General features: G+C 71.8%; 18 protein-coding genes. 5 read left to right on the forward strand and 13 right to left on the reverse strand.

Features of this window, described 5'->3' with window-relative positions; all coding sequences use genetic code 11:
* Window positions 1-2 precede the first annotated feature (2 nt).
* Window positions 3-1,577: an N-acyl-D-amino-acid deacylase family protein gene (locus KZ820_RS20100; RefSeq protein WP_219750596.1), complete on the reverse strand. Its 1,575-nt coding sequence runs from the start codon at window positions 1,575-1,577 to the stop codon at window positions 3-5.
* A complete protein-coding gene (locus tag KZ820_RS20105; protein WP_219750597.1) occupies window positions 1,574-3,928 on the reverse strand; it encodes a penicillin acylase family protein in 2,355 nt (784 codons plus the stop codon). The genes KZ820_RS20100 and KZ820_RS20105 overlap by 4 nt, the downstream gene beginning before the upstream one ends.
* 492 nt (window positions 3,929-4,420) lie before the next feature.
* Between KZ820_RS20105 and KZ820_RS20110 the strand changes: the two genes are divergently transcribed.
* The 3 genes from KZ820_RS20110 to KZ820_RS20120 all read left to right on the forward strand — a co-directional run bounded on the left by KZ820_RS20110 (window position 4,421) and on the right by KZ820_RS20120 (window position 8,975).
* Window positions 4,421-7,390: a TonB-dependent receptor plug domain-containing protein gene (locus tag KZ820_RS20110; RefSeq protein ID WP_219750598.1), complete on the forward strand. Its 2,970-nt coding sequence runs from the start codon at window positions 4,421-4,423 to the stop codon at window positions 7,388-7,390.
* Between the two features lie 85 nt (window positions 7,391-7,475).
* Window positions 7,476-8,366, forward strand: coding sequence for a dienelactone hydrolase family protein (locus KZ820_RS20115; RefSeq protein ID WP_219750599.1), 891 nt, complete (start codon window positions 7,476-7,478; stop codon window positions 8,364-8,366).
* A 3-nt stretch (window positions 8,367-8,369) separates the two neighbouring features.
* Window positions 8,370-8,975, forward strand: coding sequence for a glutathione S-transferase family protein (locus tag KZ820_RS20120; protein WP_219750600.1), 606 nt, complete (start codon window positions 8,370-8,372; stop codon window positions 8,973-8,975).
* Between the two features lie 235 nt (window positions 8,976-9,210).
* On the opposite strand, the gene KZ820_RS20125 is transcribed toward KZ820_RS20120, so the two are convergent.
* The 10 genes from KZ820_RS20125 to KZ820_RS22270 all read right to left on the reverse strand — a co-directional run bounded on the left by KZ820_RS20125 (window position 9,211) and on the right by KZ820_RS22270 (window position 18,500).
* On the reverse strand, window positions 9,211-9,534 hold the full coding sequence (locus KZ820_RS20125) for a hypothetical protein (protein ID WP_132908631.1): 324 nt from the start codon (window positions 9,532-9,534) through the stop codon (window positions 9,211-9,213).
* Between the two features lie 129 nt (window positions 9,535-9,663).
* Entirely contained in the window at window positions 9,664-11,043 is a 1,380-nt protein-coding gene (gene dacB / locus KZ820_RS20130) for a D-alanyl-D-alanine carboxypeptidase/D-alanyl-D-alanine endopeptidase (protein WP_219750601.1), read from the reverse strand.
* Window positions 11,040-11,924 (reverse strand): LysR family transcriptional regulator, encoded by an 885-nt coding sequence (locus KZ820_RS20135; protein WP_132908869.1) that lies wholly within the window; start codon window positions 11,922-11,924, stop codon window positions 11,040-11,042. Before KZ820_RS20135 ends, dacB begins: the two co-directional genes overlap by 4 nt.
* An 11-nt stretch (window positions 11,925-11,935) precedes the next feature.
* Window positions 11,936-13,171, reverse strand: coding sequence for a dicarboxylate/amino acid:cation symporter (locus KZ820_RS20140; protein WP_373369042.1), 1,236 nt, complete (start codon window positions 13,169-13,171; stop codon window positions 11,936-11,938).
* A 68-nt stretch (window positions 13,172-13,239) separates the two neighbouring features.
* Window positions 13,240-14,229 carry an N-acetyl-D-Glu racemase DgcA gene (gene dgcA / locus KZ820_RS20145; protein ID WP_219750603.1) on the reverse strand — a complete coding sequence of 330 codons (990 nt, stop codon included), beginning with the start codon at window positions 14,227-14,229 and terminating at the stop codon, window positions 13,240-13,242.
* The gene (dgcN, locus tag KZ820_RS20150) at window positions 14,214-15,224 is read right to left on the reverse strand and encodes an N-acetyltransferase DgcN (protein WP_219750604.1); all 1,011 of its coding nucleotides are present in this window, start codon (window positions 15,222-15,224) and stop codon (window positions 14,214-14,216) included. Before dgcN ends, dgcA begins: the two co-directional genes overlap by 16 nt.
* Window positions 15,225-15,346: 122 nt before the next feature.
* A complete protein-coding gene (locus KZ820_RS20155; RefSeq protein WP_219750605.1) occupies window positions 15,347-16,252 on the reverse strand; it encodes a flagellar motor protein MotB in 906 nt (301 codons plus the stop codon).
* Between the two features lie 19 nt (window positions 16,253-16,271).
* Window positions 16,272-17,135 carry a flagellar motor stator protein MotA gene (motA, locus tag KZ820_RS20160; protein WP_183922857.1) on the reverse strand — a complete coding sequence of 288 codons (864 nt, stop codon included), beginning with the start codon at window positions 17,133-17,135 and terminating at the stop codon, window positions 16,272-16,274.
* A 151-nt stretch (window positions 17,136-17,286) separates the two neighbouring features.
* Window positions 17,287-17,634, reverse strand: a complete 348-nt coding sequence (gene clpS, locus KZ820_RS20165) for an ATP-dependent Clp protease adapter ClpS (RefSeq protein WP_258048384.1) — start codon at window positions 17,632-17,634, stop codon at window positions 17,287-17,289.
* A 170-nt stretch (window positions 17,635-17,804) separates the two neighbouring features.
* Window positions 17,805-18,500 (reverse strand): phasin family protein, encoded by a 696-nt coding sequence (locus tag KZ820_RS22270; protein ID WP_219750606.1) that lies wholly within the window; start codon window positions 18,498-18,500, stop codon window positions 17,805-17,807.
* A 166-nt stretch (window positions 18,501-18,666) separates the two neighbouring features.
* Here KZ820_RS22270 and KZ820_RS20175 point away from each other — a divergent pair, with 166 nt between their 5' ends.
* The gene (locus KZ820_RS20175) at window positions 18,667-20,181 is read left to right on the forward strand and encodes a DHA2 family efflux MFS transporter permease subunit (protein ID WP_219750607.1); all 1,515 of its coding nucleotides are present in this window, start codon (window positions 18,667-18,669) and stop codon (window positions 20,179-20,181) included.
* 260 nt (window positions 20,182-20,441) lie between these two features.
* On the opposite strand, the gene KZ820_RS20180 is transcribed toward KZ820_RS20175, so the two are convergent.
* A complete protein-coding gene (locus KZ820_RS20180) occupies window positions 20,442-21,515 on the reverse strand; it encodes an NAD-dependent epimerase/dehydratase family protein (protein WP_219750608.1) in 1,074 nt (357 codons plus the stop codon).
* Window positions 21,516-21,670: 155 nt separating this feature from the next.
* Between KZ820_RS20180 and clpB the strand changes: the two genes are divergently transcribed.
* Window positions 21,671-24,250: an ATP-dependent chaperone ClpB gene (clpB, locus tag KZ820_RS20185; protein WP_219750609.1), complete on the forward strand. Its 2,580-nt coding sequence runs from the start codon at window positions 21,671-21,673 to the stop codon at window positions 24,248-24,250.
* The last annotated feature ends 80 nt before the right edge of the window (window positions 24,251-24,330 follow it).

A 24,330-nucleotide genomic window follows, 5' to 3' on the forward strand; every position in this document is an offset into this window, starting at 1 on the left:
GCTCAGCAGCCGCGCGGCGGCGCGCGCAGCAGCACGCGCCCGGCGAGCGCACCCGTCGACCTGCCGTTCACCAGCGCCACGCGCCCGTTGACCAGCACGGCGGCCACGCCCGCGCTCGGCACGCGGGGGTGGAGGTAATCCGCGCGCGGCGCGTAGCGGGCCGGGTCGATCACCGCGATGTCCGCGGCATAACCGGCGCGTAGGTAGCCTCGCCCGGCCAACCGGTAGATATCGGCGGTCGAGCCGGTCGAGCGCCGCACGAAGGCGGCCAGGGTGATCACGCGGCGCTGGCGGACGTAGACCTGGTATTTGCGCGGGAAGGTGGCGAACTGGCGCGGGTGGCCGTCCGACCCGTCCGAACTGGTCACCACCCAGGGTTGGCGCATGATGAGGTCGACGTCGCGGTCGACCATGTTGAAGCTCGCCACCGCCGCCCCCGCGGGGTCGGTCCGCGCGGCATTGGGCATGCGCAGGATGCGGAGCGCGGCGTCGATCGGGTCGACCCGCCACGCCGCCGCCACCTGCGCGAGCGTCCGCCCGGTCCAGGGCTGGCCCGCGCTGGTGAGCAGCAGCGAGGCCGCTCCGCCGCGCCGGCGGAGATTGGCCTGCATCTCGGGCCGGAGCCGCGTCATCGCGGCGGGATCGTCGAAGCGCGCGATCATGGCGCGGTAGCCGCCGTCGAGCGCCCAGCCCGGCACCAGCGCGGCGTCCACCGCCGAGCCCGAGGCGAGCCAGGGATATTGATCCGCGGTGACTTCCTGCCCCGCGCGCCGCGCCGCCTCGATCAGCGCGACCAGGGCGGGCGCCTGGCCCTGCACCGCGACCCCGAGCGCCTTGAGATGCGCGATATGCACCGGCATGGCCGCCTCGCGCCCGATCCGCAGCGCCTCGCGGGTCGAGTTCATCAGGCCGATCGAATAGTCCGACTCGTCGCGCTGGTGCGTGTCGTACACGCCGCCGCGCGATCCCGCCTCGCGCGCCACCGCGATCACCTCCTCGGTGCTGGCGTATCGCTGCGGTGCGTAGAACAATCCGGTCGAGAAGCCGGTCGCGCCCTGGCACATCGCGTCCGCCACCAGCCCGCGCATCTTGGCCAGCTCGTCGGCGTCGGGCGCACGCGCCGACGCGCCTAGCACCCGGCGGCGCACCGCGCCGAAGCCGACGAAGGGCACGGTGTTGGTGCCGATCCCCTTGGCGGCGAGCGCGCGCGCGTCGGAGGCGACGTCGGGCGTGCCATAGCCGTCGACCCCGGTGACGATCGTCGTCACGCCCTGCGCGAGCCAGGCGACGTTGGCCCGCACGCTGGCCTCGGGCGAGCGGAGGTAGGTGTCGGGGTGCGTGTGCGCGTCGATCAGCCCGGGGGTTACCAGCCTGCCACGCGCGTCGATCACGCGCTTCGCCGCGCCGCGCCGCGGCGGGCCGACATAGCTGATCCGGTCACCGGTTACCTCGACGTCACCGCGGAAGGGCGGGGCATCGGCGCCGGTGAAGATCGTGCCGCCGCGGATCGCGACGTCGGGCAGCGCCGACGCGGGAGCCGCGCCGAGCAGCAGCAGTGCCAGCAGCGCGCGCCTCACCGCGGCCCCGCGGGCAACAGCGTCCGCCGCGTCGCGAGCTGCGCGTCGACCGCGGCGCGCCCGAATAGCATCGGCAGCATCCGCCCCGCGATCCAGGGCGCGTATTGGTCGCGATAGTGCGGCGAGGCCGGCGCGTTCGACTGGCCGGGCAAATTGAGCATCAGCGAGCGGTCCCAATCCCCCACGTCGATCACCTGGAGATAGCTCGCCCCGCCGCGGGTGCGCCAGTCCGGCCCGTCGCCGAGCCAGCGCGCCATCACGGTATAGCCGTCCCCGCCCGAGCCGCCGTCCTCGATCGGAGGAAAAGCGGCGGCGATCGCGGGGATGCGCGACAGCGGGTGGCGGATCGTCACGCGGTGGAGCCGGTCCCAGCGCCACGTCCGCGCGTCCGGCCCCATCAGCACGACGGCGCGGTCCCAGGCGCTCGCCAGCGCGGCGGCGAGCAGCGCATCGCGCGCGGCGGCTGGATTCGCGCCGAGCCGCTGGTCGGGGTGCGCGAGCAGGTCGAGCAGCACCGACGGCGCGATCTCGGTGACGAGGTGGCGCGCGCGCGTGGGCACGATCGCGGCGAGCAGGCGCTGGCCGAGCTCGCGCCACAGAATCTCGAACAGCGCGGCCGCGGCGCTGTCGCCCTCGACGCGCGCGTCCCAGCCGCGCAGCAGCGTCGCGGCGGGCGATCCCCCCGCCGGCAGCAGCGTGAGCAGCTCCCGCGCGGGCGCGGAGAACGTGTCGTGCTGGAGCGCGACGCTGTCGGCGAGCGTGTGGCGCGGCTGCGTGGCGAGCACCGCGGCGATCCGCTCGTAGCGATAGGGATCGCGGAAGGAGCGCGCCGGGATGCGGTCGCGCGGCCAGCCGGCGGGCAGATTGTCCTGGTTGGCGGAGGCGAACCAGCCCGCGGGCGGGTTGTAGACGCTCGGCAGCGCGCGATAGTCGCGATAGCCGGTCCAGTCGTAGCGGCCGTCCCCCGGCACCGGCAGCAGCCCGTCGCCGCGCCGGCGCTGCGGCACGAAGCCGATCACCTGCCAGCCGTGATTGCCGGCAATGTCCGCGTAGTGAAAATTGGTCGGCGAGGGATGGAGTTTGAACGCCTTCTTGAGCCCCTGCCAGTCGCCGGCGAGATTGATCGCGATCATCGCGAAGGCGCCGCTCGCACCCGGCTGCATCGCGATCGAGCCGAGCGCGGTGGCGCGGTGCTTCGCCGGATCGTGGCTCACCACCGGGCCGTGGACCGAGTGGCGCAGCGTCGCGCGGTGCGGCGCTGCGCCCTTGACTGGGATCGCCACCGCGCGCGTGTCGAACGCCTTCCACCCGCCGGCGTGGCGGTAGCGCTCGGGGTCGCTCGGGTGGAGCTCGAGGACGAACAGATCCTCCTGGTCGATGTGGAAGTTGGTGCGGCCGAACGCGAACCGGTCGGTATGCCCCTGCATGATACCGGGCAGGCCCGGCGCGCCGCCGCCGATCACGTCGAGGCCGGGCGCGCTGAGATGCGCGACGTGGCGCGGGCCGAAGCCGCCGAGCCCGAGATGCGGATCGTTGGCGAGGATCGCGCGCCCGGTGGCGCTGCGCGAGGGCGCGATCGTCCAGGCGTTGCTGCCCGCGTTGGCGGCGTCGAGCCGCTCGCCGCGCGTCGGCGTCTCGGGGCCGAAGGGCAGGCCGCCGAGGTTGAGCGCGCTGAGATCGTCGTCGCTCACCGCGGCGACGTCGAGCCCCTGGGGCACGCGCAGCACGCCCGCGGGGCGGAGCGGCGCCATGATCGCGTCGAGCTCGATCAGCCCGAGCGCGGCGAGCTGGGCGCGGCGCAGCTCGTCGTCGGTGTTGCCCGCCGAGGCGCCGCGTGCGAGCACGAAGTCGCGAACGTCCCAGCGCAGCGGCGCCACGCCGAGGATGCGGTATTCGGGCGGAAGCAGCGTCGGATCGGCGGTGACCTCGGCGACGCGGGCGTTGACCCCGGCGACATAGGCGCGCGCGCAGGCAAGGATCGCGGGGGGGATCCGCGCCAGCTCGGCGGCGAGGTCGCCGCGATAGTGGAACAGCCGCGCGGTGGCGTCGTGCGGCGCGAAGTCGCCGCCGAACGCCTCGGCGAGCCGGCCGAGCTCGCGGCGATGAGCGAGGTCGATCTGGAAGAGACGGTCGCGCGCGACGACATAGCCTTGGCCGAAGAAGGCGTCGGGGATGGTCTCGGCGCGGATATGCGGAACGCCGTAGACGTCGTCGCCGATCTCGATCGGTGCGGTGAGACCGGCGGCCAGGGTGCGGAACGACGCGGTCGTGGTCTGCGCGCGTGCGCGCCATGTCGGAGCGAGTGCGAGCGTCGCGGCGCTGCGGAGCAGGAAGGAGCGACGGTCGAGCATTGGATCTCCCTGTCGTGCCGGCGGCGAGCGGGCTGACGCTACACGCGCCGGGGAGGGCGCGCGAGCCGAGATCGGTGCCGGGGGCATAGGTCAGGGCTATGGTGGGTCGCGGCGTGCTGCGGGTCCTGTTCGCGTGAGGGGCTGTTTGTGCTTCCGCGCACGCGGGAGCTCAGGGCGTCGCGCGCCACGCGCGGTTGTTCTGCTCGGCCCTGGGTTCCCGCTTCCGCGGGAACACGGTACGCGCGGAACGCTGCCGGCGCCTCGCCCATCCGAGCGTTCCACCTGGGACCCATGCCCCGCGTCTATGCCGCTCACAACGCTGCGAAACGACGCAGCGCTTGACGCTTCCCGCCGCGCCGCTTCACCTTCGGCGCCGATACCCGACACGCCCGGCGCTCGAACGACCGCGGCCGCGGGGGTCGCGCAGGAGGCGACGGCGGGCCGCGCGGCCCGGCCGAACGCAGCGGCCCTGACGGGTCATAGGGGGCAGAGATGACAGAACAGCGGCACATCGGGCGCGGCGCGCTCCTGGCGGGATGGGCCGGCGGCGCGCTGCTGGCGGTGCTCGCGTTCCCCGCCACCGCGCAGACCGTGCCGGCGGAGCAGACGCCGCCCGCGGGCGAGCTCGCCACGGCGCAGACCGAGGCCGCCGCGCTGGAGGGCGGCGCCGACGTGGTCGTCACCGGCTCGCGCGTGCTGCGCAGCGGCTTCGAGGCGCCCACCCCGCTCACCGTGCTGAGCCAGGAGGAGATCCAGAACGGCTCGCCGAGCAACAACATCGCCGACTTCGTCAACCAGCTGCCCGCGCTCGCCGGCTCGACCCGCCCGGCCAACTCGCGGCTCAATCTCAGCAGCGGCCAGGCCGGGATCAATGCGCTCAACCTGCGCAACCTCGGCGAGACGCGCACCCTGGTGCTGCTCGATGGCCGCCGCTCGGTCGCCTCGACCATCACCGGGCTGGTTGACGTCAACACCATCCCGCAGGCGCTGGTGAAGAGCGTCGAGGTCGTCACCGGCGGCGCCTCCGCCGCTTACGGCTCGGACGCGGTGGCGGGCGTCGTCAACTTCGTGCTCGACAAGCAATATGAGGGCATCAAGGTCAGCGCCGACAGCGGCGTGACCGACAAGGGCGACGGCTACAATTACTCGCTCGCGGTCACCGGCGGGCTCAGCTTCGCGGGCGGGCGCGGGCACCTCGTCGTCAATGCCGAGCTGGCGCATCGCGACGGCATCTTCCAGGTCGACCGCGACTGGAACGCGACCGGCTATGTCCGCATCCAGGATCCGAACTGGACCGCGACCAGCACCACCCCGCAGTTCCTGATCCGCCGCCAGGTCGGCGCGGTCAACTCGACCCCGGGCGGGATCGTCACCGCCTCCTCGGGAGGCGCCGCCAACCGGCTGCGCGGCTATTATTTCGGCGCCGGCGGCGCGGTACAGCGGTACAATTACGGCGCGCTCACCTTCCCAGCGCCCGGCGGCAGCGCTGCGCCGACGCTGACTCAGGGCGGCGACTGGCAGGTCAACGACACTGGGCGCCGCATCGGGCTCGACCCGGAGGACGACCGCCACGGCGTGTTCGCGCGCGCCGGCTTCGAGGTGGCGGACGGCGTGGAGCTGTTCGCCGAGGGTTCGTACAACCGCCAGCGCGTCTTTTTCAACGCCGGCCCGAACCTCTCGACCGGCATCACCTACCAGCGCGACAACGCCTTCCTCCAGAACACGCTCGGCCCAGCGCTGCTGAACGGGATCAACACCGTCACGGTCGCGACCTCCTCGGCCGACCTGCCGTTCCGCGCGGTCGACAACCGCCGGGAGGTGCAGCGCTACGTCATCGGGGCGGAGGGCAAGACCGAGGCGTTCGGCCGCCCTGCGACCTGGAACATCTACGGCCAGTACGGTCGCGCCGACCTGCGCGAGCAGCTGCGCAACGTCATGAACCTGGCGCGCATGAACGCCGCGACCGACGCGGTCTTCGCCGGCGGCACGATCGCCTGCCGCGTCAACACCGACGCGAGTCCTACCAATGACGCGCCCGGCTGCGTCCCGCTCAACCGGCTCGGCGTCGGCGTCGCCGATCCCGCCGCGGTGCGCTACGTCCTCGGCGATCCCTATCGCGACGAAGTGGTGGAACAATGGGTGACCGGCGCCAACGTCGCGTTCAACCCGTTCGCGACCTGGGCGGGCGATGTCAGCCTCGCGCTCGGCGCGGAATATCGCCGCGAGAAAATCAGCGGCTACGTCCCCGCCGAGTTCCAGCCGGTAATCACCCAGACCAGCACCGCCAACGCCTGGTCGGTCGGCAACTACCTTCCCACCAACGGCAGCTATGACGTGAAGGAGGCGTATCTCGAGACGGTGGTGCCGCTCGGGCTCGGACTGGAGCTCAACGGCGCGGCGCGCGCGACGCGCTATTCTACCGCCGGGTACGTCACGACCTGGAAGGCGGGGGCGACATGGCGACCGATCGAGGACATCCGCTTCCGCGTCACGCGCTCGCGCGATATCCGCGCGCCCAACCTCAACGAGTTGTTTCAGGCCGGTGCGGCCAACAGCGACTCGGTGCGCAACCCGGCCTATACCGCCGACGGCGCCAACGGCCCGGCCAGCTTCGGCTATTCCGCCACCGCGACCGGCAACCTCGACCTGCGACCGGAGAAGGCCGATTCGTGGAACGCCGGGGTGGTGCTGACGCCGCGCTGGGTGCCGGGCCTCAACCTGTCGGTCGATTATTTCCGCATCGACGTCGATGACGCGATCAGCAGCTTCAGCGCGCAGAACATCATCGACCTGTGCCAGCAGGGCCAGCAGCAGTTCTGCGGCGCCTTCGCGCAGGACCCGGTGCGTTCGACCCCGACCCAGCCGTACCTGCTGTTCCGCACGCAGCCGTTCAACGCCGCCCGTCAGCTCGTCCGCGGGGTCGACATCGACGCGTCCTATCGCACCGCGCTCGATTCGCTCGGCATCTCCGCACCGGGCGCGCTGACGCTGCGCGGCGTGGCGACGCGCTACATCGACAATCTGCTCGACACCGGCGTGCCGGGGCAGGTGGTGCTCAACTCGGTGGGGGTGAACGGCGGGCAGGCGAGCACGCCGACCTGGCTATATCGCGTCAGCGCCGGCTATGACGGGCCGGGCTTCTCGATCACCGGGATCGGCCGCGGGGTGAGCGCCGGCCGCTACGCCGCCAACGGGATCGAGTGCCAGACGAACTGTCCGCTCTCGACGACGCAGTTCCCGACCTATGATGACAATCACGTCTCCGGGCTGTTCTATGCCGACCTCAACCTGACCGCCAAGGTGCCGATGGCGGGCGCCGAGGCGCAGCTCTTCGTCAACGTGACCAACGTCTTCGACCGCTGGCCGCTGCTGCTGCCCGAGACGGGCCTGGCAGCGAACAGCACCTACAGTGACCTGCTCGGTCGCGCCTTCCGTATCGGCATCCGGATGCAGACGCGCTGAGGCGACGCGGGGCCACTCGCGCATGGCCCCGCCGCCCTCGCCTCGCTAGGCTCGCGCGAGAAGCGACGAATCATTGGAGCGGGCGATGGACCGGAACGACCCTGGGCTGCGCGACGCCGCGGTGCGGCTGTACGACGACTTCACCCACGAGCATCGCGATCGCCGCACCCTGCTGCGCCAGATGACCGCGTTGGCGGGCTCGGTCGCGGCGGCGGAGGCGCTGATCCTCGGCATCTCCGCCAGTCCCGCCGCCGCGGCGCAGGTGGACCCCGCCGACAAGCGGCTGATCACGCGCAAGGGCGGCTTCGGGCTCGCCGGTGGGGGCAGCGTCAACGGCTATTTCGCCGCGCCGCGTAAGCCCGGGCGCAAGCTCGGCGCGGTGATGGTGATCCACGAGAACCGCGGGCTCCAGCCGCATATCGAGGACGTCGCGCGTCGCCTGGCGCTCGCCGGCTTCTTCGCGCTCGCGCCCGACTTCCTGTCCAGTGCGGGCGGTACGCCGGCGGACGAGGACAAGGCGCGCGAGCTGATCGGCCGGCTCGACTATGACGCGACGATCGCCACCGCGGTGGCGGTGGTGAAGCGGCTCGGCCAGCGCGCCAACGGCAACGGCAAGGTCGGCATCGTCGGCTTCTGCTGGGGCGGCGCGCTGGTCGACCGGGTCGCGCTCGCCGCCGGGCCGGCATTGGCCGCGGGGGTAAGCTACTACGGTCCTGCCCCGGAACCGGCCGAGGCGGTCAAGCTCCAGGTGCCGCTGCTGCTCCACTACGCCGGCAAAGACACGCGCGTGGCGCAGACCGCCGAGCCCTGGGTCGACGCGCTGCGCGCTGCCGGCAAGCCGTTCGAGGCCTTCACGTACCCGGGGGTCGACCATGCCTTCAACAACGACACGTCGGCAGAGCGCTACGACAAGGCCGCCGCCGATCTCGCCTGGCAGCGTACCATCACCTTCCTCCACCAGCATCTGGACGCCTGATCGATGACGCTCACCTTCTTCACCCACCCGCGGTCGCGCAGCCGCAGCGCGCGCTGGATGCTCGAGGAGATCGGCGCGCCGTACGAGCAGGTGGTTATCGACTTCGACAGGAAGCCGGCCGCGCTGCTCGAGGCCAACCCGCTCGGCAAGGTGCCGGTGATCGTCCATGACGGGCAGGTGGTGAGCGAGGCGGCGGCGATCTGCGCCTATCTCGCCGAGGCCTTCCCCGAGGCGGGACTGGCGCCGCGCGGGAACGAGCGCGCGGCCTACTATCGCTGGCTGTTCTTCACCTCGGGGCCGCTCGAGGCGGCGATGGTCGACAAGGCGCTGGGCGTGCAGGTGCCGCCCGAGCGCGAGGGAATGGTGGGCTATGCCAGCTTCGCGCGCGCGGTCGACGCGTTCGAGCGCGCGCTGGAGGGGCGCGACTATGTCGCGGGCGACCGCTTCACCGCGGCGGACGTGTTCGTGGGCAGCGCGGTGGGCTTCTTCACCGGCTTCGGCCTGCTGGAGCCGCGCGAGACCTTCATGGCCTATCTCGACCGCGTTCGCGCGAGGCCGGCGTGGCAGCGCGCCAACGACATCGACGACGCGCTGCTGAAGGGGAAGTAGGGGGGCGTTGCTTCCTCGGTGTTCCCCGGCGAAAGCCAGGACGGGGGTGGAAAGCCGCTTGTAAGCGCCGACAACAGCCTTTCGTCATCCCGGCCTTGAGCCGGGATCCCTGGCGCCGCACACGCGCCGACGAAGGCGTGCGCGGAAGGATGGATCCCGGGCTAAGGCCGGGATGACGGGCGAGCGGCCCCAGCCGAAAGGCCCGCCGCCTCATTGGGTAGCGGGCCTCGCGTGGTCAGCGATAGCGGCGCCGATCGTGCTTGTCGTAGCGTACACGCGCGCTCAGCGCGTCGAAGCGGCGGTCGAGATCGCGACGCTCCCATTGCGACAGGCCGTCGCGGCGATAGCGCCCCTCCAGCGCGGCGAGCTGACGCGACTCGCGCCGCAGCCCGCGCGCCTCGTTGCGGTTGAGCGCGCCCGATCGGATGCCCTGGTCGATGCGCTGGTCGAGCCGCGCCTGGCGCTGGTTGATCGACTGCCACGGCGCCGCGCTGGCGATCCCCGGCACCACGACGGCGGCGAGCCCGAGCCCGGCGATCACGGTCTTGAGACGGTTCATGTCACGCTCCTTTTCACTCGGCCGCTTCGGCGCGGCCCGGTGATGAGAGAGATAGACGGCGTCCTTCGCGAAACTGTCCCAGCGAACGAGCGAAAGTGTAACCGACTGTCGCGCCGCCGTCCGCTCCGTTCAGTTTCGCGCCGCGATCTCCACCAGCGCGCGGTCGATCGCGCGCGTCGCCGAGGCGTCGTCCGCCATGTCGTTGGCCAGCGCGGAGAAGGTCAGCGTCCGCCCGCTCGCCGCGACGAGGAAGCCGGACAGCGCGTTGGCGGCGTTGAGCGACCCCGTCTTGGCGAACACCTTGCCCGCGAGCGGCGTGCCCGCGAAGCGTCGCGCGAGCGTGCCGTCGACCGCGCCGACCGGCAGCGTGTCGCGGAACGCCGCGCCCCAGGGTTGCGCCTGCGTCCAGCGCAGCAGCGCCACCGCGGCGCGCGGGGTGATGCGGTCGTAGCTGGACATGCCCGAGCCGTCGGCGAACTCGGTCGCGGCGCGCGCCACGCCGGCGCGGTCGAGCATCGCGCGCACCGCGGCCTGCCCGTCCGCCACCGATCCGCTGCCGCGCACCGCGCCGACGCGGCGCAGCAGCAGCTCGGCGTGGAGGTTCTGGCTCGCCTTCATCGTCGCGCGCAGGTCGTCGGCGAGCGGCGGCGGCGTCAGCCGCGCGAGCGCTGCGGGTTCGGGCGTTCGCGCGACGGGCACGCCGCCGCGTCGTGCCGGATCGTCGGCGTCGCTGAGCGATCGGTGCCGCACCGCCACGCGCCCGGTGACGCGCACCCCCGCCGCGCGCAGCAGCGCCGCGAGCCGCCACGCCGCGCGATGCGCCGGATCGTCGACCGCGACCGCCAGCGTCGTCGGCGCGCCCGCCGGGATGGTGCCGACAATCCGGAGCAGGTCGCTGCCCGGAAGGCGCGTCGCGCCGAGCGACGCCCGCGTACCGCCGGTGACGACTCGCGAGTCGAGACGGTAGTAACCGTCGCCGCGCACCGTCGCGGCGGCGCCGTCGCGCGCGCCCGGCGTCACCGTCACCGCGACGACATTGTCGTCCACCGTCAGCGCCGAGATCGCGGTGCCGTAGCGCCCCGCCATGTTGTTCCAGCTCATCCCCGCTGGCCAGCGCTCGTCGGGGAAGGCGGTGTCGTCGCCGATCACGTCGCGCACGACGCGGGTGCGCGCCGCGACCGCGCGCGCCAGCTCGGCGAGGCAGTCGACGCGACAGTCGGGCGCGCTCGACAGCCGCGCGTCGCCGTGCCCCGCCAGCACGACATCGCGCCCCTCGAGCCGCACCGTCGCGCCGCCGGCCGCGTCGGGTGCCGCGAGGTCGAGCGTGGCGAAGGCCGCCGCGGCGGTGAAGAGTTTGGCGTTGGAGGCGGGGACGAAGCGCTCGTCGGCGCGCTCGGCGACCAGCTCGCGCCCGTCGGCGTCGACCACCAGCAGCCCCAGCCGGGTACCCGGCGGCAGTTCGCCGGGCGCGGCGGCGAGCAGTGCCAGCGCGAGCAGCGCGCGCCTCATCGCCCCTCGATCACGTCGGAGAGCAGCGCGAGGAACTCGCCCGCCAGCGCGCTCGGCGGGCGGTCGAGCAGGTGGATGGCATGGACGTCGAAGGTCAGCGGCGGCTTGAGCGAGCGCGTCGCCAGCCCCGGCTGCATCGCCGCGTCGGCGGTGAAATTGTCGACCACGGTCAGCCCCACGCCCGCGCGCACCAGCGCCGCGGCGATGTAGAAGGTGCGCGCCGAGGCGATGTCGTCGAGCTCGAGCCCGAGCCGCTCGAGCTCGTCGGTGAACAGCCGCCCGATCGGCCCGCTCGCCGCCAGCGTGATGAAGGGATGGCCCGCGATCCGCGCCAGCTCGATCCGCGGCGGCGCGGCGGGCAGATCGTGCTCGCGGTACAGCACCACCAGCTCGCCCTCGCCGAGCCAGCTCTGCCCCAGCGGTGCGCCGCGCGGCACCTCGTTGGCGATCGCGATATCGCATTCGCGCTCGTACAGCTTGCGCAGCAGGTCGTCGTGATGGACGGTCTGAAGGTCGAAGCGAGCGCGCGGGTGGCGGCGCAGGAAGCGCGCCACCGCGATCGGCAGCACGCCCAACGCGAGGCTCGGCAGCGCCGAGATGCGCAGCGTCGTCCCCGCGCCGGCGCGCAGGTTGCGTCCCGCCTCGCGCAGCGCGCGGACGCGGTCCTGGATCTCCGCCACGTCGCCGAACAGCGCGTGCGCGTCCTCGGTCGGCACCAGCCGGCCGCTGACCCGCTGGAACAGCTCGAAGCCGAGCAGCGACTCGGCGTGACGCAGCGTCTTCGACACCGAGGGCTGCGACACCGCGAGCGCGCGCGCCGCCGCGCTGACCGAGCCGTTGACATAGACCGCGTGGAAAATCTCGATATGCCGCAGATTCATCGACATGGCGTCTAGCCCGCGGGGGGCGGCGCGGCCAGCGCGGCGCGTTCCTCGGCGCGCGCGACCAAGGCGGTGACGGTGAGATTGGCCGAGGCCGAGGGCACGGTGCGCGTCATGTCGAGGAGCCGGTCGAACGGCAGCACCAGCCCGACCACCAGCGCGGTCTGTTCGGCACTCACGCCCACCGCGGAGAGCATCGCGGCGAGCATGAACAGCGAGGCGGAGGGCACCGGCGCGGTGCCGAACGCGGCGAGCGCGCCGGTCAGCCACATCACCACCAGCATCGTCATGTCGGGCACGACGCCGAGCGACTGGAGCGCGAACTGGCCGAGCAGCCCGACGTAGAGCGCGGTGCCGTCCTTGCCGACGCTCGCGCCGAGCGGCAGCACCGTGCCCGCGATCGCGCGCTCGATCCCGAGCCGGTCGGTGGCGACGCGCAGCGCCACCGGCAGCGTGGCCGACGAGGAGGCGGTGGAGAACGCCACCACCAGCGCGTCGGCGCTGCCGCGGAAGAAACGCGCCACGTCGCGCCGCACCACGAGGCGGAGCAGCGCGGCGTGGAAGGCGATCTGCACCAGCGCGCCGAGCACCACCGCGAGCGCGAGCCAGCCGACATGGACGAACACCGCCGCCCCCCCGCTCGCCACCGCGTTGGCGACCAGCGCGGCGACGCCGAACGGGGTCAGCTCCATCACCCCGCGCACGATCTGGAGCAGCACCGCGGCTAACCCTTGGAGCAAAGCGGTCACCGGCCGCCCCGCCTCGCCCGCGACGACGCTGCCGGTGCCGAGCAGCACCGCGACGAGGATGATCGCGAGCATGTCGCCGCGCGCCAGCGCCTCGACGATGTTGGTCGGCACGATCGCGAGCAGCTGCTCGGCCGGCGTCGGCGGCGTGCCGAGCGCGTGCGGCGCGACCCCGGCGAAGCGCACGCCCGCGCCGGGGCGCAGGATGAGCCCGCACGCCATGCCGAGCGCGACCGCCGCCAAGGTGGTCGCGGCGAACCAGCCGAGCGCGCGCCCGCCGATCGGCCCGAGCCGGCGCGGATCGCCGAGCGCGGCGATCCCCGCGGCGATGGTGACGAGCACGACGGGGACGACGAGCATGCGGATGAGCCGCACGAACAGCTCGCCGACCAGCCGGATCGCGGCCGCGCCCTCGGGCCAGAGCGCGCCGAGCAGCACGCCGAGCGCGAGGCCGCCGAGGACGCGCTGCCACAGCGGGACGGCGAACCAGCGCGCGGTCATGCGCAAGGCTGATCGGAAGCGCGTGCGACGCTCACGCGCGCGGGCGCTCTCATCCTGGCCGCCGCCCCTCACGCGCCACCCCAGAACCCCGCCACGGGCGGCGACAGCACGCCGTCGCGGTCGCTCACTCCGCCGGGATAATCGTCCGCCAGCCACAGCGGCCCGTCGAGGTCGACGAAGGCCGCGCCGCCGGCGAGCAGCAGCGCGGGCGCGATCCCCAGCGACGAGCATACCATGCATCCCACCATCAGCCCGAAGCCGCGCGCCTCGGCCGCATGCGCCAGCGCCAGCGCGGCGGTGAGCCCACCCGCCTTGTCGAGCTTGACGTTGACATGGGTGTAGCGCCCGGCGAGCCGGTCGAGGTCGTCGATCGTGTGGAGCGACTCGTCCGCGCACACCGGCACGCTCGGCCGCCGCGCCGCCAGCACCTCGTCCTCGCCGGCGGGGAGCGGCTGCTCGAGCAGGTCGACCCGCTGCGCCACCAGGAAAGCGTCGAGCCCGGCGAGATCGGCGGCGCCCCAGCTCTCATTGGGGTCGACGATCAGCCGCGCGTCGGGCGCGGCGGCGCGCACCGCGGCGATCTGCGCCTCGGGCGCGGCGCGGTCGACCTTGACCTTGAGCAGCGGCGCGCGCGCGTGCCGCGCCGCCACCGCCGCCATCGCGGCGGGTTCGTCGATCGCGATCGTGATCGCCGAGGCGACCGGCGCCGCCGTCGCGACCCCGGCAAGCGCCGCCACGCTGCTGCCCGCGACGCGCGCCTCCAAGTCCCACAGAGCGGCGTCGAGCGCGTTGCGCGCCGCGCCCGGCGGCAGCGCGCGCGCCAGTTCCTCGCGGCTCGCGCCGCCTTCCACCAGCGGCGCTGCCCGAGCCAGCGCGACGAGCGAGTCGGCGCTCGTCTCGCCGTAACGCGCGTAGGGGACGCCCTCGCCACGGCCCACGTGAGCGCCCTGCGTCACCGTCACCGTCACCACGTCGGCCGCGGTCTTGCTGCCGCGCGCGATGCGGAAGGGTGCGCGCAGCGGGTAGGAGTCGTGGCGGGCGATCAGGGTGCGAAACATGTGAGCATCTCGTCGGCGATCGGCGAAGCGCCGAGACGATAGGGGTCGGTGCACGGCAAGGCCAGCCGTGCCGCGGTCTCCTCGCACAACCGCCGCGCCGCAGCCTCGTCGAGCGCCGCGGTGTTGAGCGCGACCCCGACGGCGCGCACGTCGGGGCTGGTCAGCCGCGCCACGGCGAGGTTGGCGGCGAGACACTCCTCGAGCGTCGGCAGCTCGTAATGGGGCAGGCCGCGCATATGTGCGCGCGACGGATCGTGACACAGCAGCAGCGCGGCGGGCTGCGCGCCGTGGAGCAGCCCGGTCGACACGCCGGCGAACGAGGGGTGGAACAGCGAGCCCTGCCCCTCGATCAGGTCCCAGCCGTCATCCGCGCGAGCGGGCGCCAACGCCTCGATCGCGCCGCTGATGAAGTCCGCCACCACCGCGTCGACCGGCACGCCCTCACCCGCGATCAGGATGCCGGTCTGGCCGGTGGCGCGGAAGTCGGCCGTGATACCGCGTGCGCGCAACTCGTCGCGCAGGCAGAGCGTGGCGTACATCTTGCCGACCGAGCAGTCGGTGCCGACCGTGAGCAGCCGCTTGCCGGCGCGGCGCTTGCCATCGCCGACGCGGAGGTCACGCGGCGGATCGCGCACGTCGTGGAGCTCGACCCCCGCCGCCGCGGCCGCCGCGACCAGCCGCGGGTGGTCGCGCAGCCGCTGGTGGAGTCCGGCGGCGACGTGGAGCCCCGCCGCGATCGCCGCCAGCGCGTCCTCGACCAGGTCGGGCGCGAGCGTGCCGCCGGCGTTGGCGATGCCCAGCACCAGCGTGCGCGCACCCGCCGCGCGGGCCGCCGCCGGGTCGAGCCGCGGCAGCCCGAGCGTCAGCGGACTGTCGTCGTGGCGCCACTCGCCGACGCAATCGTCGCGGCGAAAGGCGGCGAGCCCGCGCGAGGTCTTGATCCCGACGGAATCGTCGGAATGGCCGAGGTACAGCAGATAGGGGGCGGGGATCATCGCGCACCTGCTCGCGGGAAGGGAGCAGCGAGCCTAGCGGCGCCGCGCCGCGCCGCCAGTGACGTGCGCGGCTCGGCCTATAACGCGCGGCTATGCGGCGACGGGGAACGCCCCCGCGCGCCTCAGTCGCCGAAGGTGCCGGCCCGGTACAGCAAGGTGATCGCGACGCGGCGGTTGCGCGGGTCCTGCGGGTTGTCCGCCACCATCGGCTCGCGGTCTGCCACGCCCTCGATCCGGTTGAAGCGTGCCTCGGGCAGCCCCGCCAGCGCGAGCCGGCGACGCGTCGCCTCGGCGCGCCCCGAGGACAGCATCCAGTTGTTCATCGCCCGCGGGTCCCCCCAGGCGAGGCTATCCGTATGCCCGCGGATCATGATCGGGTTGGGCATGTCCTTGATGCCGCGCGCCACCAGCCCGATCAGCTCGGCCGCCTCGGGCTCGAGCGCGGTCGTGCCAAGCGCGAACATCGAGTAATCGGCGTCGTCGACCAGATCGATTCGCAGCCCCTGCGGCGTCATCGTGAAGCGGATGTGCTTGGCCAGCCGCGCCAGCTCCTTGGTCTCGGCGATGCGCTTCATCACCTCGTCGCGGAGCTTGGCGAAGTTCCTGGCATCCTCCTTCGTCGCCTGCGCGGCGCTGCGCAGCGATCCCTTCGGGCCGAAGCCCTTCACCTCGGCGTTCTGCGGCGTCGAGGTGACGATCGCCACCGCGCGGATGTCCGACATGCCCGCCTTCGGGCCCATCTTCATCTTGGAGGTGAGCGACTCGCCGCCGAACAGCCCGTTGCCGCCGATGCCGACGCGCTTCTTGTCGATCAGCGTCGGCGCGAAATAGTCGGCGATGCCCTTGCGCTGCTTCTCGGTGGTGGCACCGAGGAGCCACAGCAGCAGGAAGAAGGCCATCATCGCGGTGACGAAATCGGCGTAGGCGACCTTCCACGCGCCGCCGTGGTGTCCGCCGCCGCCCTCGATGTAGATCTTCTTGTAGATGATCTTCGGCGGGACGTTCGCGCCGTGCGGGGCTTTGGCCATGGCTCAGTCGCTCCCCGCCTTACTTGCCGCGCAGGCCGTCGAACACCTCGGCGAAGCCGGGCTGGTTCTTGTGGTCGATTCCCGAGCGCGCCGCCTCGATCACCAGCGGCTGCGGGTGGCCGTGCAGCGAGGCGATGATGATCTGCTTGACGACATGGTAGATCGCGCCGTCCGCCGCGATCACCTGCTGGAGCCTGCTGGCGAGCGGGTTGACGATGCCATAGGCCAGCAGCACGCCCATGAAGGTGCCGACCAGCGCCGAGCCGATCATCCCGCCGAGCACCGAGGGCGGCTTGTCGATCGAGCCCATCGTCTTCACGATGCCGAGCACCGCGGCGACGATGCCCAGCGCCGGCAGCGCGTCGGCGAGGCTCTGCAGCGTGTGATGCGGTCCCTCGACCTCGTGATGGTGGGTCTTGATGGCGTTGTCCATCACGTCCTCGACCGCGTGAACGTCGAGCGTGCCCGACGACACCACGACCAGGCGCAGCGTGTCGGCGATCAGGTTGACCAGCGTATGATCCTTGAGGAGCTTGGGGTATTCGGCGAAGACGGCGGACGACTTGGGGTCCTCGACGTGCGGCTCGAGCGCGATCGGGCCTTCCATGCGCAGCATCTTCATCAGCTTCGACACCAGGAAGATGACGTCGAGATAGTCCTGCTTCTTGTACTTGGGGCCCTTGAAGACCTTGGCGATGCCGCCGCCCATGGCCTTGAGCTCCTTGCCCGAGTTGCCGATGATCAGCGCGCCGGCGGCGGCGCCGCCGATGATCAGCATCTCGTGCGGGATCGCCTCGAACACGGGGCCGAGCGCACCGCCGGTGATGGCGAAACCGCCGAACACCATGCCGAGAAGGATAACCAGGCCGATACCCGCGAACATGCGATTCCCCGAAGACAGCTAATGTCTGAGGTCGCTGGTTAACCGTGCAGCGGTGGAGAAGTGGTTACCATGCCGGCGCTTCGCGGCAGAGCGGGGGTCAGCGTGGCCGCGGGAACACAGCGCGGCGCGGGGGAGATGGGGAACTAGACGCTCAGGCCTTCTCGAGCGTGCACTGCAGCGGGTGCTGGTTCTGCCGGGCGAAGTCGATCACCTGGCTGACCTTGGTCTCGGCGACCTCGTAGCTGAACACGCCGCAGACGCCGACGCCCTTCTGGTGGACGTGGAGCATCACCTGGGTGGCCTGCTCGGTCGACATGCGGAAGAAGCGCTGCAAGCAGAGGACGACGAACTCCATCGGCGTGTAATCGTCGTTGAGCATCAGCACGCGATAGGGCGTCGGCTTCTTGGTGCGCGCACGCGTGCGAGTCGCGACGCCGAGACCGGTCCCGCCGTTCTCCGCGTCATTGTCCTCACCCACCATGCGCGGGTCGACCGTCATCGAGACATCGTGCTGCTGCATCGCCACGCGGCGGGATATGGCATCGACTCGGGCGAGGGCAAGCCCGCGGCGCAGGGAATCGCCGCCGCGGCGGTGGCAGCCGAACGCGAGCGGGCGGCCGCGTCGCCGCGACCGCCCGTCCGTACCGCTGAACGCGGGATCGTGCCGTGTCAGGCGACCGACTTGATCTTATCGGCCGCGAGCGCGAAGCGGTTCTGCAGCGGCTTGGCGACGTCGCCCGCCAGCTTCAGCGTCGCCTCGGTCGAGCGCGAGGCCTCCTTGACCATCGCGTCGAACGCGCCGCGCCAGTAATCGGCCTGGAGCTGCATCAGCTCGGTGGGCGACTTCACCGAAGCGAACGACTGGACCGTGGTGGCGGTGCTGTCGAAGCGCTCGCGCACGAACGCCGCGGCCTCATGGCCCATCGCCTCGAAGCCCTGCGCCGCGATCCGGCCGGACTCGAGCATCGCCTCGACGTTGCCCTTGCCGAAATCGGCCATGTCCTCGGCCACCTTGCGACCCTTCTCGAAGGTCGAGCGGGCCTGCTCGCCCGTCTTGGCGAACGCCGAGCGGGTCTCTTCCTGTGCCTTGTCGGCGAACGACGTCATCGTGTCGGTCATCTCGCGTTCCTTCGCTGCGATCGGGGCCGCGGCTTCTGCCGACGGCGTCGGGCCGGCGGTCTGCTCTACCGGCGGCTGGGGCTGACCGGCGGTGTCGTCCGCCGGCAGGGTGGCCGCGTCGACGGTCGCCGGCGCGGGTGACGCCGCCACGGCGAGCGCCGGTGCAGCTGTCGAGGAGGCCGCCGCGGCGGCAGGCTGGGAGCGCTTGGGCGCGCGCGCGCGCCGGGCCGACGATGTCTCCGCCACGGCAGGCTCCGAAGCGGAAAGGGTCTCATCCACCATCAGGATCGCTCCTCTTGTTGCACTGCACAATAGTGACGATCGTCACGACAATCAAGCATTTTGTGCGATGCGACAATAGCACCGCCGATGCGGTTGATCGCGGCGGCGGGGAGGCGCACTAGCGTCCGCGATGAACCTCCTGCCACCGCTGCTCCGCCCCCGTCGCCGCGGCATCGCCTCGGTCAACTCGGAGGTGCGCGACGGCATCGTCCCCGCCGGCGACGCGGTGGCGACGACCGCCGATCACGACGGCGGCGAGCCGCACAACCCGCGCTATCGCACCGTCGCGATGATCATCGCCTGCGCGATGTTCATGGAGAATCTCGACGCCACGGTGCTCGCCACCGCGCTGCCGACGATGGCGCGCGACTTCGCGGTGCGCGCGCCCGAGATGAGCGTCGCGCTCACCTCCTACCTCGTCGCACTGGCGATGTTCATCCCAGCCTCGGGCATGGTGGCGGACCGGTACGGCGCCAAGAACGTGTTCCGCGCCGCGATCGGCGTGTTCGTGCTCGGCTCTCTCGCCTGCGGGCTAGCGCCGACGCTGACGACGATGGCGCTGGCGCGCTTCGCCCAGGGGATCGGCGGCGCGATGATGATGCCGGTCGGCCGGCTGGTGCTGCTGCGCTCGGTGGCGAAGCGCGACATGGTGTCGGCGATGTCGTGGCTCATCATGCCCGCGCTGATCGGCCCGATTATCGGGCCGCCGCTGGGCGGGTTCATCGTCGACTATCTCGACTGGCGCTGGATCTTCTGGCTCAACCTGCCGATCGGCGTGATCGGCATCCTGCTGGTCGGGCGCTTCATCGTCGACGTGCGCGAGCCGGCCGTGCACCGCTTCGACTGGCCGGGGTTCGTGCTCTCCGCGGTGGCGCTCGGCTGCCTATTGTTCGGCTTCGAGCTGGCCAGCCGCCAGGGCGAAGGCACGCTCGCCGCGACGCTGATCACGGTCGGCACGGGCGCGGCGTGGCTCTACTGGCGTCACGCGCGGCGCACCGACCATCCGATCCTCGACCTCTCGCTGATGCGCGTGCCGACCTTCCGCCTCTCGGTGCTGGGCGGCTCGCTGACGCGGATCACCCAGGGGGCGCAGCCGTTCCTTCTGCCGTTGCTGCTGCAGCTCGCCTTCGGGCTGAGCGCGGCGCAGAGCGGCTCGATGACGCTCGCCACCGCGATCGGTTCGTTCGGCATGAAGGGGGTGGCGCCGCGGCTGCTGCGCCGCTTCGGCTTTCGCACCAGCCTGGTCTGCCTCGGGCTGCTCGCCACCGCCAGCTACGCGATGTGCGGACTATTTCGCCCGGACTGGCCGCTGCCCGCGATCTTCGCGGTGATGCTGGTGTCGGGCTTCCTGATGTCGTTCCAGTTCACCGCCTACAATACGATTGCCTATGACGAGATCGCCAAGGAGCGGATGAGCGCGGCGACCAGCTTCTACTCGACCTTCCAGCAGCTGATGCTGTCGCTCGGCATCTGCGCGGGGGCGACCGCGCTGCACGTATCGATGGCGGCGGCGGGGCGAATGCGTCCCGACTTCCCGGACTTCACCGCGGCCTTCTGGACGGTGACCGCGATCTCGTTCTGCGCGCTGTTCGTGAACCTGCGCTTCGATCCGAAAGCGGGGGCGGAGATCAGCGGGCGGGGGTGATGGGAGCGGTGCGCCGACCATCCCGAACCACCCCGACCAACGCCGGGGTCGAGGTGGGACAGCGGTCGTGAGATCCACCAACCTTCCCTAACTGGACCCCGGCGTTCGCCGGGGTGGTGCTGATGGCGAGGAGAGGTGCTTCCTCCCGTCTTACCCCGGCGCAGGCCTGGGGCCCAGTTGGGGGCAGCAAGTGAGTCCCACCGCCGCTATCCCAGCTGGCCCCAGCCTGCGCCGGGGCGCAGGAGAGAAGCATGTCTCTCTCACATGTCCGGCTCGATCCCCCGCTCCAGCCGACCGCGCGCATAGTCCAGCGCCCGCCCGATGCCGTCGTCGAGCGCGATCGTCGGGCGCCAGCCGAGCTCGTCGCGGATGCGCGACGAGTCGCTGTAGCGCTCCGCCACGCCGACCGGCTTGCCCGCGGTGCCGATCACCGAAGCGTCATATCCCTCGATCGCCACCATGCGGCCGGCGAGATCGAGGAAGCGCGTCGGCGTGCCGGTGCCGATGTTGAACGCGCGCGCGTCCCTCACCCCGCGGCATACCAGGACGCAGGCGTCGCAGGCATCGTCGATATGGACGAAGTCTCGCGTCTGCTCGCCCGAGCCCCAGACGCGGACCGGGTCGCGCCGCGCCGCCACCCGCAGCGCGATCGCCGGGAAGGGATAGACGACGTCCTGGTCCTCGCCATAGCCCGAGAAGGGGCGGACCACGCCGACGCTCAGGCCATACTTCTCATGCGCGATGCGGCCGAGATACTCGCCGGTCAGCTTGCTCCAGCCATAGGTGTAATCGGGCAGGCCGAGCCGCTTGTCGAAGGAGATGTCGTCCTCGCGCAGCGCGCGGCTCTCGCCGGCCTCCTGCAGGTCGATCGGATAGGCCGCGCTCGACGAGGCGTAGAGGATCCGCTCGGGGCGCGCTTTCTTGGCGGCCCAGAGGAAGAAGCTGCTGTCGACCGCCAGGTCGATGCCGACCGCGAGCGGGTCGTTGTCGATCACGTTGCGCCCGCCGACCACCGAGGCGAGATGGTAGATCTCGTCGAAGCGCGGCAGCGGCGCGAGTCCGAGCGACGGCGTCATCCCCAGCTCGGCCTGCGCCACCGCGACGAAGTCGGCGCGGATCAGCCGCACCTGCTGGTCGAGCCCGACCAGCTCGTGGCGCTGTACCCCACCTTCCTCGCCGAGTGGGCGCAGCCGCGGCACCTCCCACTGGGCCGGCGGCTTGCCGGTGGAGAGATCGTCGATGATCCACAGCTCGTGTCCGCCCTCGCGTGCGAGCCGCGCGACCAGGTGCCGGCCGACGAAGCCGCAGCCGCCGGTGATGAGGATGCGCGCCACGATGGTCTCCTGAGCTGCGGTTCACCACCTCGGCCGTCGCCGAGGTGGCAGCGATGTGGCGCGGCCGTGCCACCCCAGCCCAGCTCCTGCAACCCACCCCCTTGTGTTGCCTGAAAGCCACACCATCTCTCGGGAAAGAACAACAGGGCGTCACGATGAACCTCGAGAAATTCACTGACCGCGCCAAGGGCTTCCTCCAGTCGGCGCAGACCGTCGCGATCCGCATGAGCCACCAGCAGATTGCGCCCGAACACCTCCTCAAGGCGCTGCTCGAGGACGAGCAGGGCATGGCTGCCGGCCTGATCAAGGCCGCCGGCGGCGACGCGCGCCGCGCGGTGAGCGAGACCGACCTCGCGCTGTCCAAGCTGCCGTCGGTCTCCGGCCCGGGCGCGCAATCCTCGCCCGGCCTCTCCAACGATGCGGTGCGCGTGCTCGACCAGGCCGAGCAGATCGCGCAGAAGGCGGGCGACAGCTATGTCACCGTCGAGCGGCTGCTCGTCGCGCTGGCGCTGAGCCTCAACACCGCCGCGGGCAAGGCGCTCCAGGCCGCGGGGGCGAAGCCCGAGGCGCTCAACCAGGCGATCAACCAGCTGCGCGGCGGCCGCACCGCCGACACCGCCGGTGCCGAGGACCGTTACGACGCGCTCAAGAAGTTCGCGCGCGACCTCACCGAGGCGGCGCGCGCGGGCAAGCTCGACCCCGTGATCGGCCGCGACGAGGAGATCCGCCGCACCATCCAGGTGCTGGCGCGCCGCACCAAGAACAACCCGGTGCTGATCGGCGAGCCCGGCGTCGGCAAGACCGCGATCGTCGAGGGGCTCGCGCTGCGCATCGCCAACGGCGACGTGCCCGACGGGCTCAAGGACAAGACGCTGATGGCGCTCGACATGGGCTCGCTGATCGCGGGCGCGAAATATCGCGGCGAATTCGAGGAGCGCCTCAAGGGCGTGATCGACGAGGTGAAGGCGGCCGAGGGCGCGATCATCCTCTTCATCGACGAGATGCACACGCTGATCGGCGCGGGCAAGTCCGAGGGCGCGATGGACGCGGGCAATCTGCTCAAGCCCGCTCTGGCGCGCGGCGAGCTCCACTGCGTCGGCGCCACCACGCTCGACGAATATCGCAAGCACGTCGAGAAGGATCCGGCGTTGCAGCGGCGCTTCCAGCCCGTCTTCGTCGGCGAGCCCACGGTCGAGGACACGATCTCGATCCTGCGCGGGCTCAAGGAGAAATACGAGCTGCACCACGGCGTACGCATCACCGACGGCGCTCTGGTCTCGGCGGCGACCTTGTCGAACCGCTACATCACCGACCGCTTCCTGCCAGACAAGGCGATCGACCTGATGGACGAGGCCGCCAGCCGCATCCGCATGGAGGTGGAGAGCAAGCCCGAGGAGATCGAGTCGCTCGATCGCCGCATCCTGCGGCTCAAGATCGAGCGCGAGGGGCTCAAGCGCGAGACCGACTCCGCCAGCCTCGACCGGCTGGAGACGCTGGAGGACGAGCTCGCCAACCTCGAGCAGCAGTCCGCCGAGCTGACCGCGCGCTGGCAGGCAGAGAAGGACAAGATCGCGGGCGAGGCCAAGCTCAAGGAGCAGCTCGACGCCGCGCGGCTCGAGCTGGAGCAGGCGCAGCGCCAGGGCGATCTCGCCAAGGCGGGCGAGCTCTCCTACGGGCGCATCCCCGCGCTGGAGAAGCAGCTCGCCGAGGCGCAGGGCCAGACGCAGGGCGCGATGCTGCGCGAGGAGGTCACCGCCGACGACATCGCCGGGGTGGTCAGCCGCTGGACCGGCGTGCCGGTCGACCGCATGCTCGAGGGCGAGCGCGAGAAGCTGCTGCGCATGGAGGAGGTGCTCGGGAAACGCGTGATCGGCCAGGCAGAGGCGGTGCGCGCGGTCTCCACCGCGGTGCGGCGCGCGCGCGCGGGCCTGCAGGACCCGAACCGCCCGCTCGGCTCGTTCCTGTTTCTCGGGCCGACGGGTGTCGGCAAGACCGAGCTGACCAAGGCGCTCGCCGAGTTCCTGTTCGACGATCCCAGCGCGATGGTGCGGATCGACATGAGCGAGTTCATGGAGAAGCACGCGGTCGCGCGGCTGATCGGCGCGCCCCCGGGCTATGTCGGCTATGAGGAGGGCGGCGTGCTCACCGAGGCGGTGCGGCGCCGGCCCTATCAGGTCGTGCTGTTCGACGAGGTGGAGAAAGCGCACGGCGACGTGTTCAACGTGCTGCTCCAGGTGCTCGACGACGGCCGGCTCACCGACGGCCAGGGGCGCACGGTCGACTTCTCGAACACGCTGATCATCCTCACCTCGAACCTGGGCAGCCAGTATCTGGCGAACCTCGACGAGGGCCAGCCGGTGGAGGCGGTCGAGCCGCAGGTGATGGAGGTGGTGCGCGCGCACTTCCGGCCCGAGTTCCTCAACCGTCTCGACGAGGTGATCCTGTTCCACCGGCTGGGGCAGGCGCACATGGGGCCGATCGTCGACATCCAGGTCGCGCGCGTCGGCAAGCTGCTGGCCGAGCGCAAGGTGTCGCTGGAGCTGACGGACGCGGCGCGGGCGTGGCTCGGCCGGGTCGGCTATGACCCGGTGTATGGCGCGCGCCCGCTCAAGCGCGCGGTGCAGCGCTACCTCCAGGACCCGCTCGCCGAGGCGATCCTGCGCGGCGAGGTGAGGGACGGGGCGACGGTGCGGATCGACGAGGGCGACGGCAAGCTGGTGCTCGAGATGGCGTGAGCCGCTGATCCTCTCCCCGCGCAGATCCTCCCCGCTCGCGGGGAGGAGGACCGCCGCGTGTCAGCGCGGTCATGGAGGGG

The organism is Sphingomonas citri, assembly GCF_019429485.1.
In the GTDB taxonomy this organism is placed as follows: Bacteria; Pseudomonadota; Alphaproteobacteria; order Sphingomonadales; family Sphingomonadaceae; genus Sphingomonas; species Sphingomonas citri.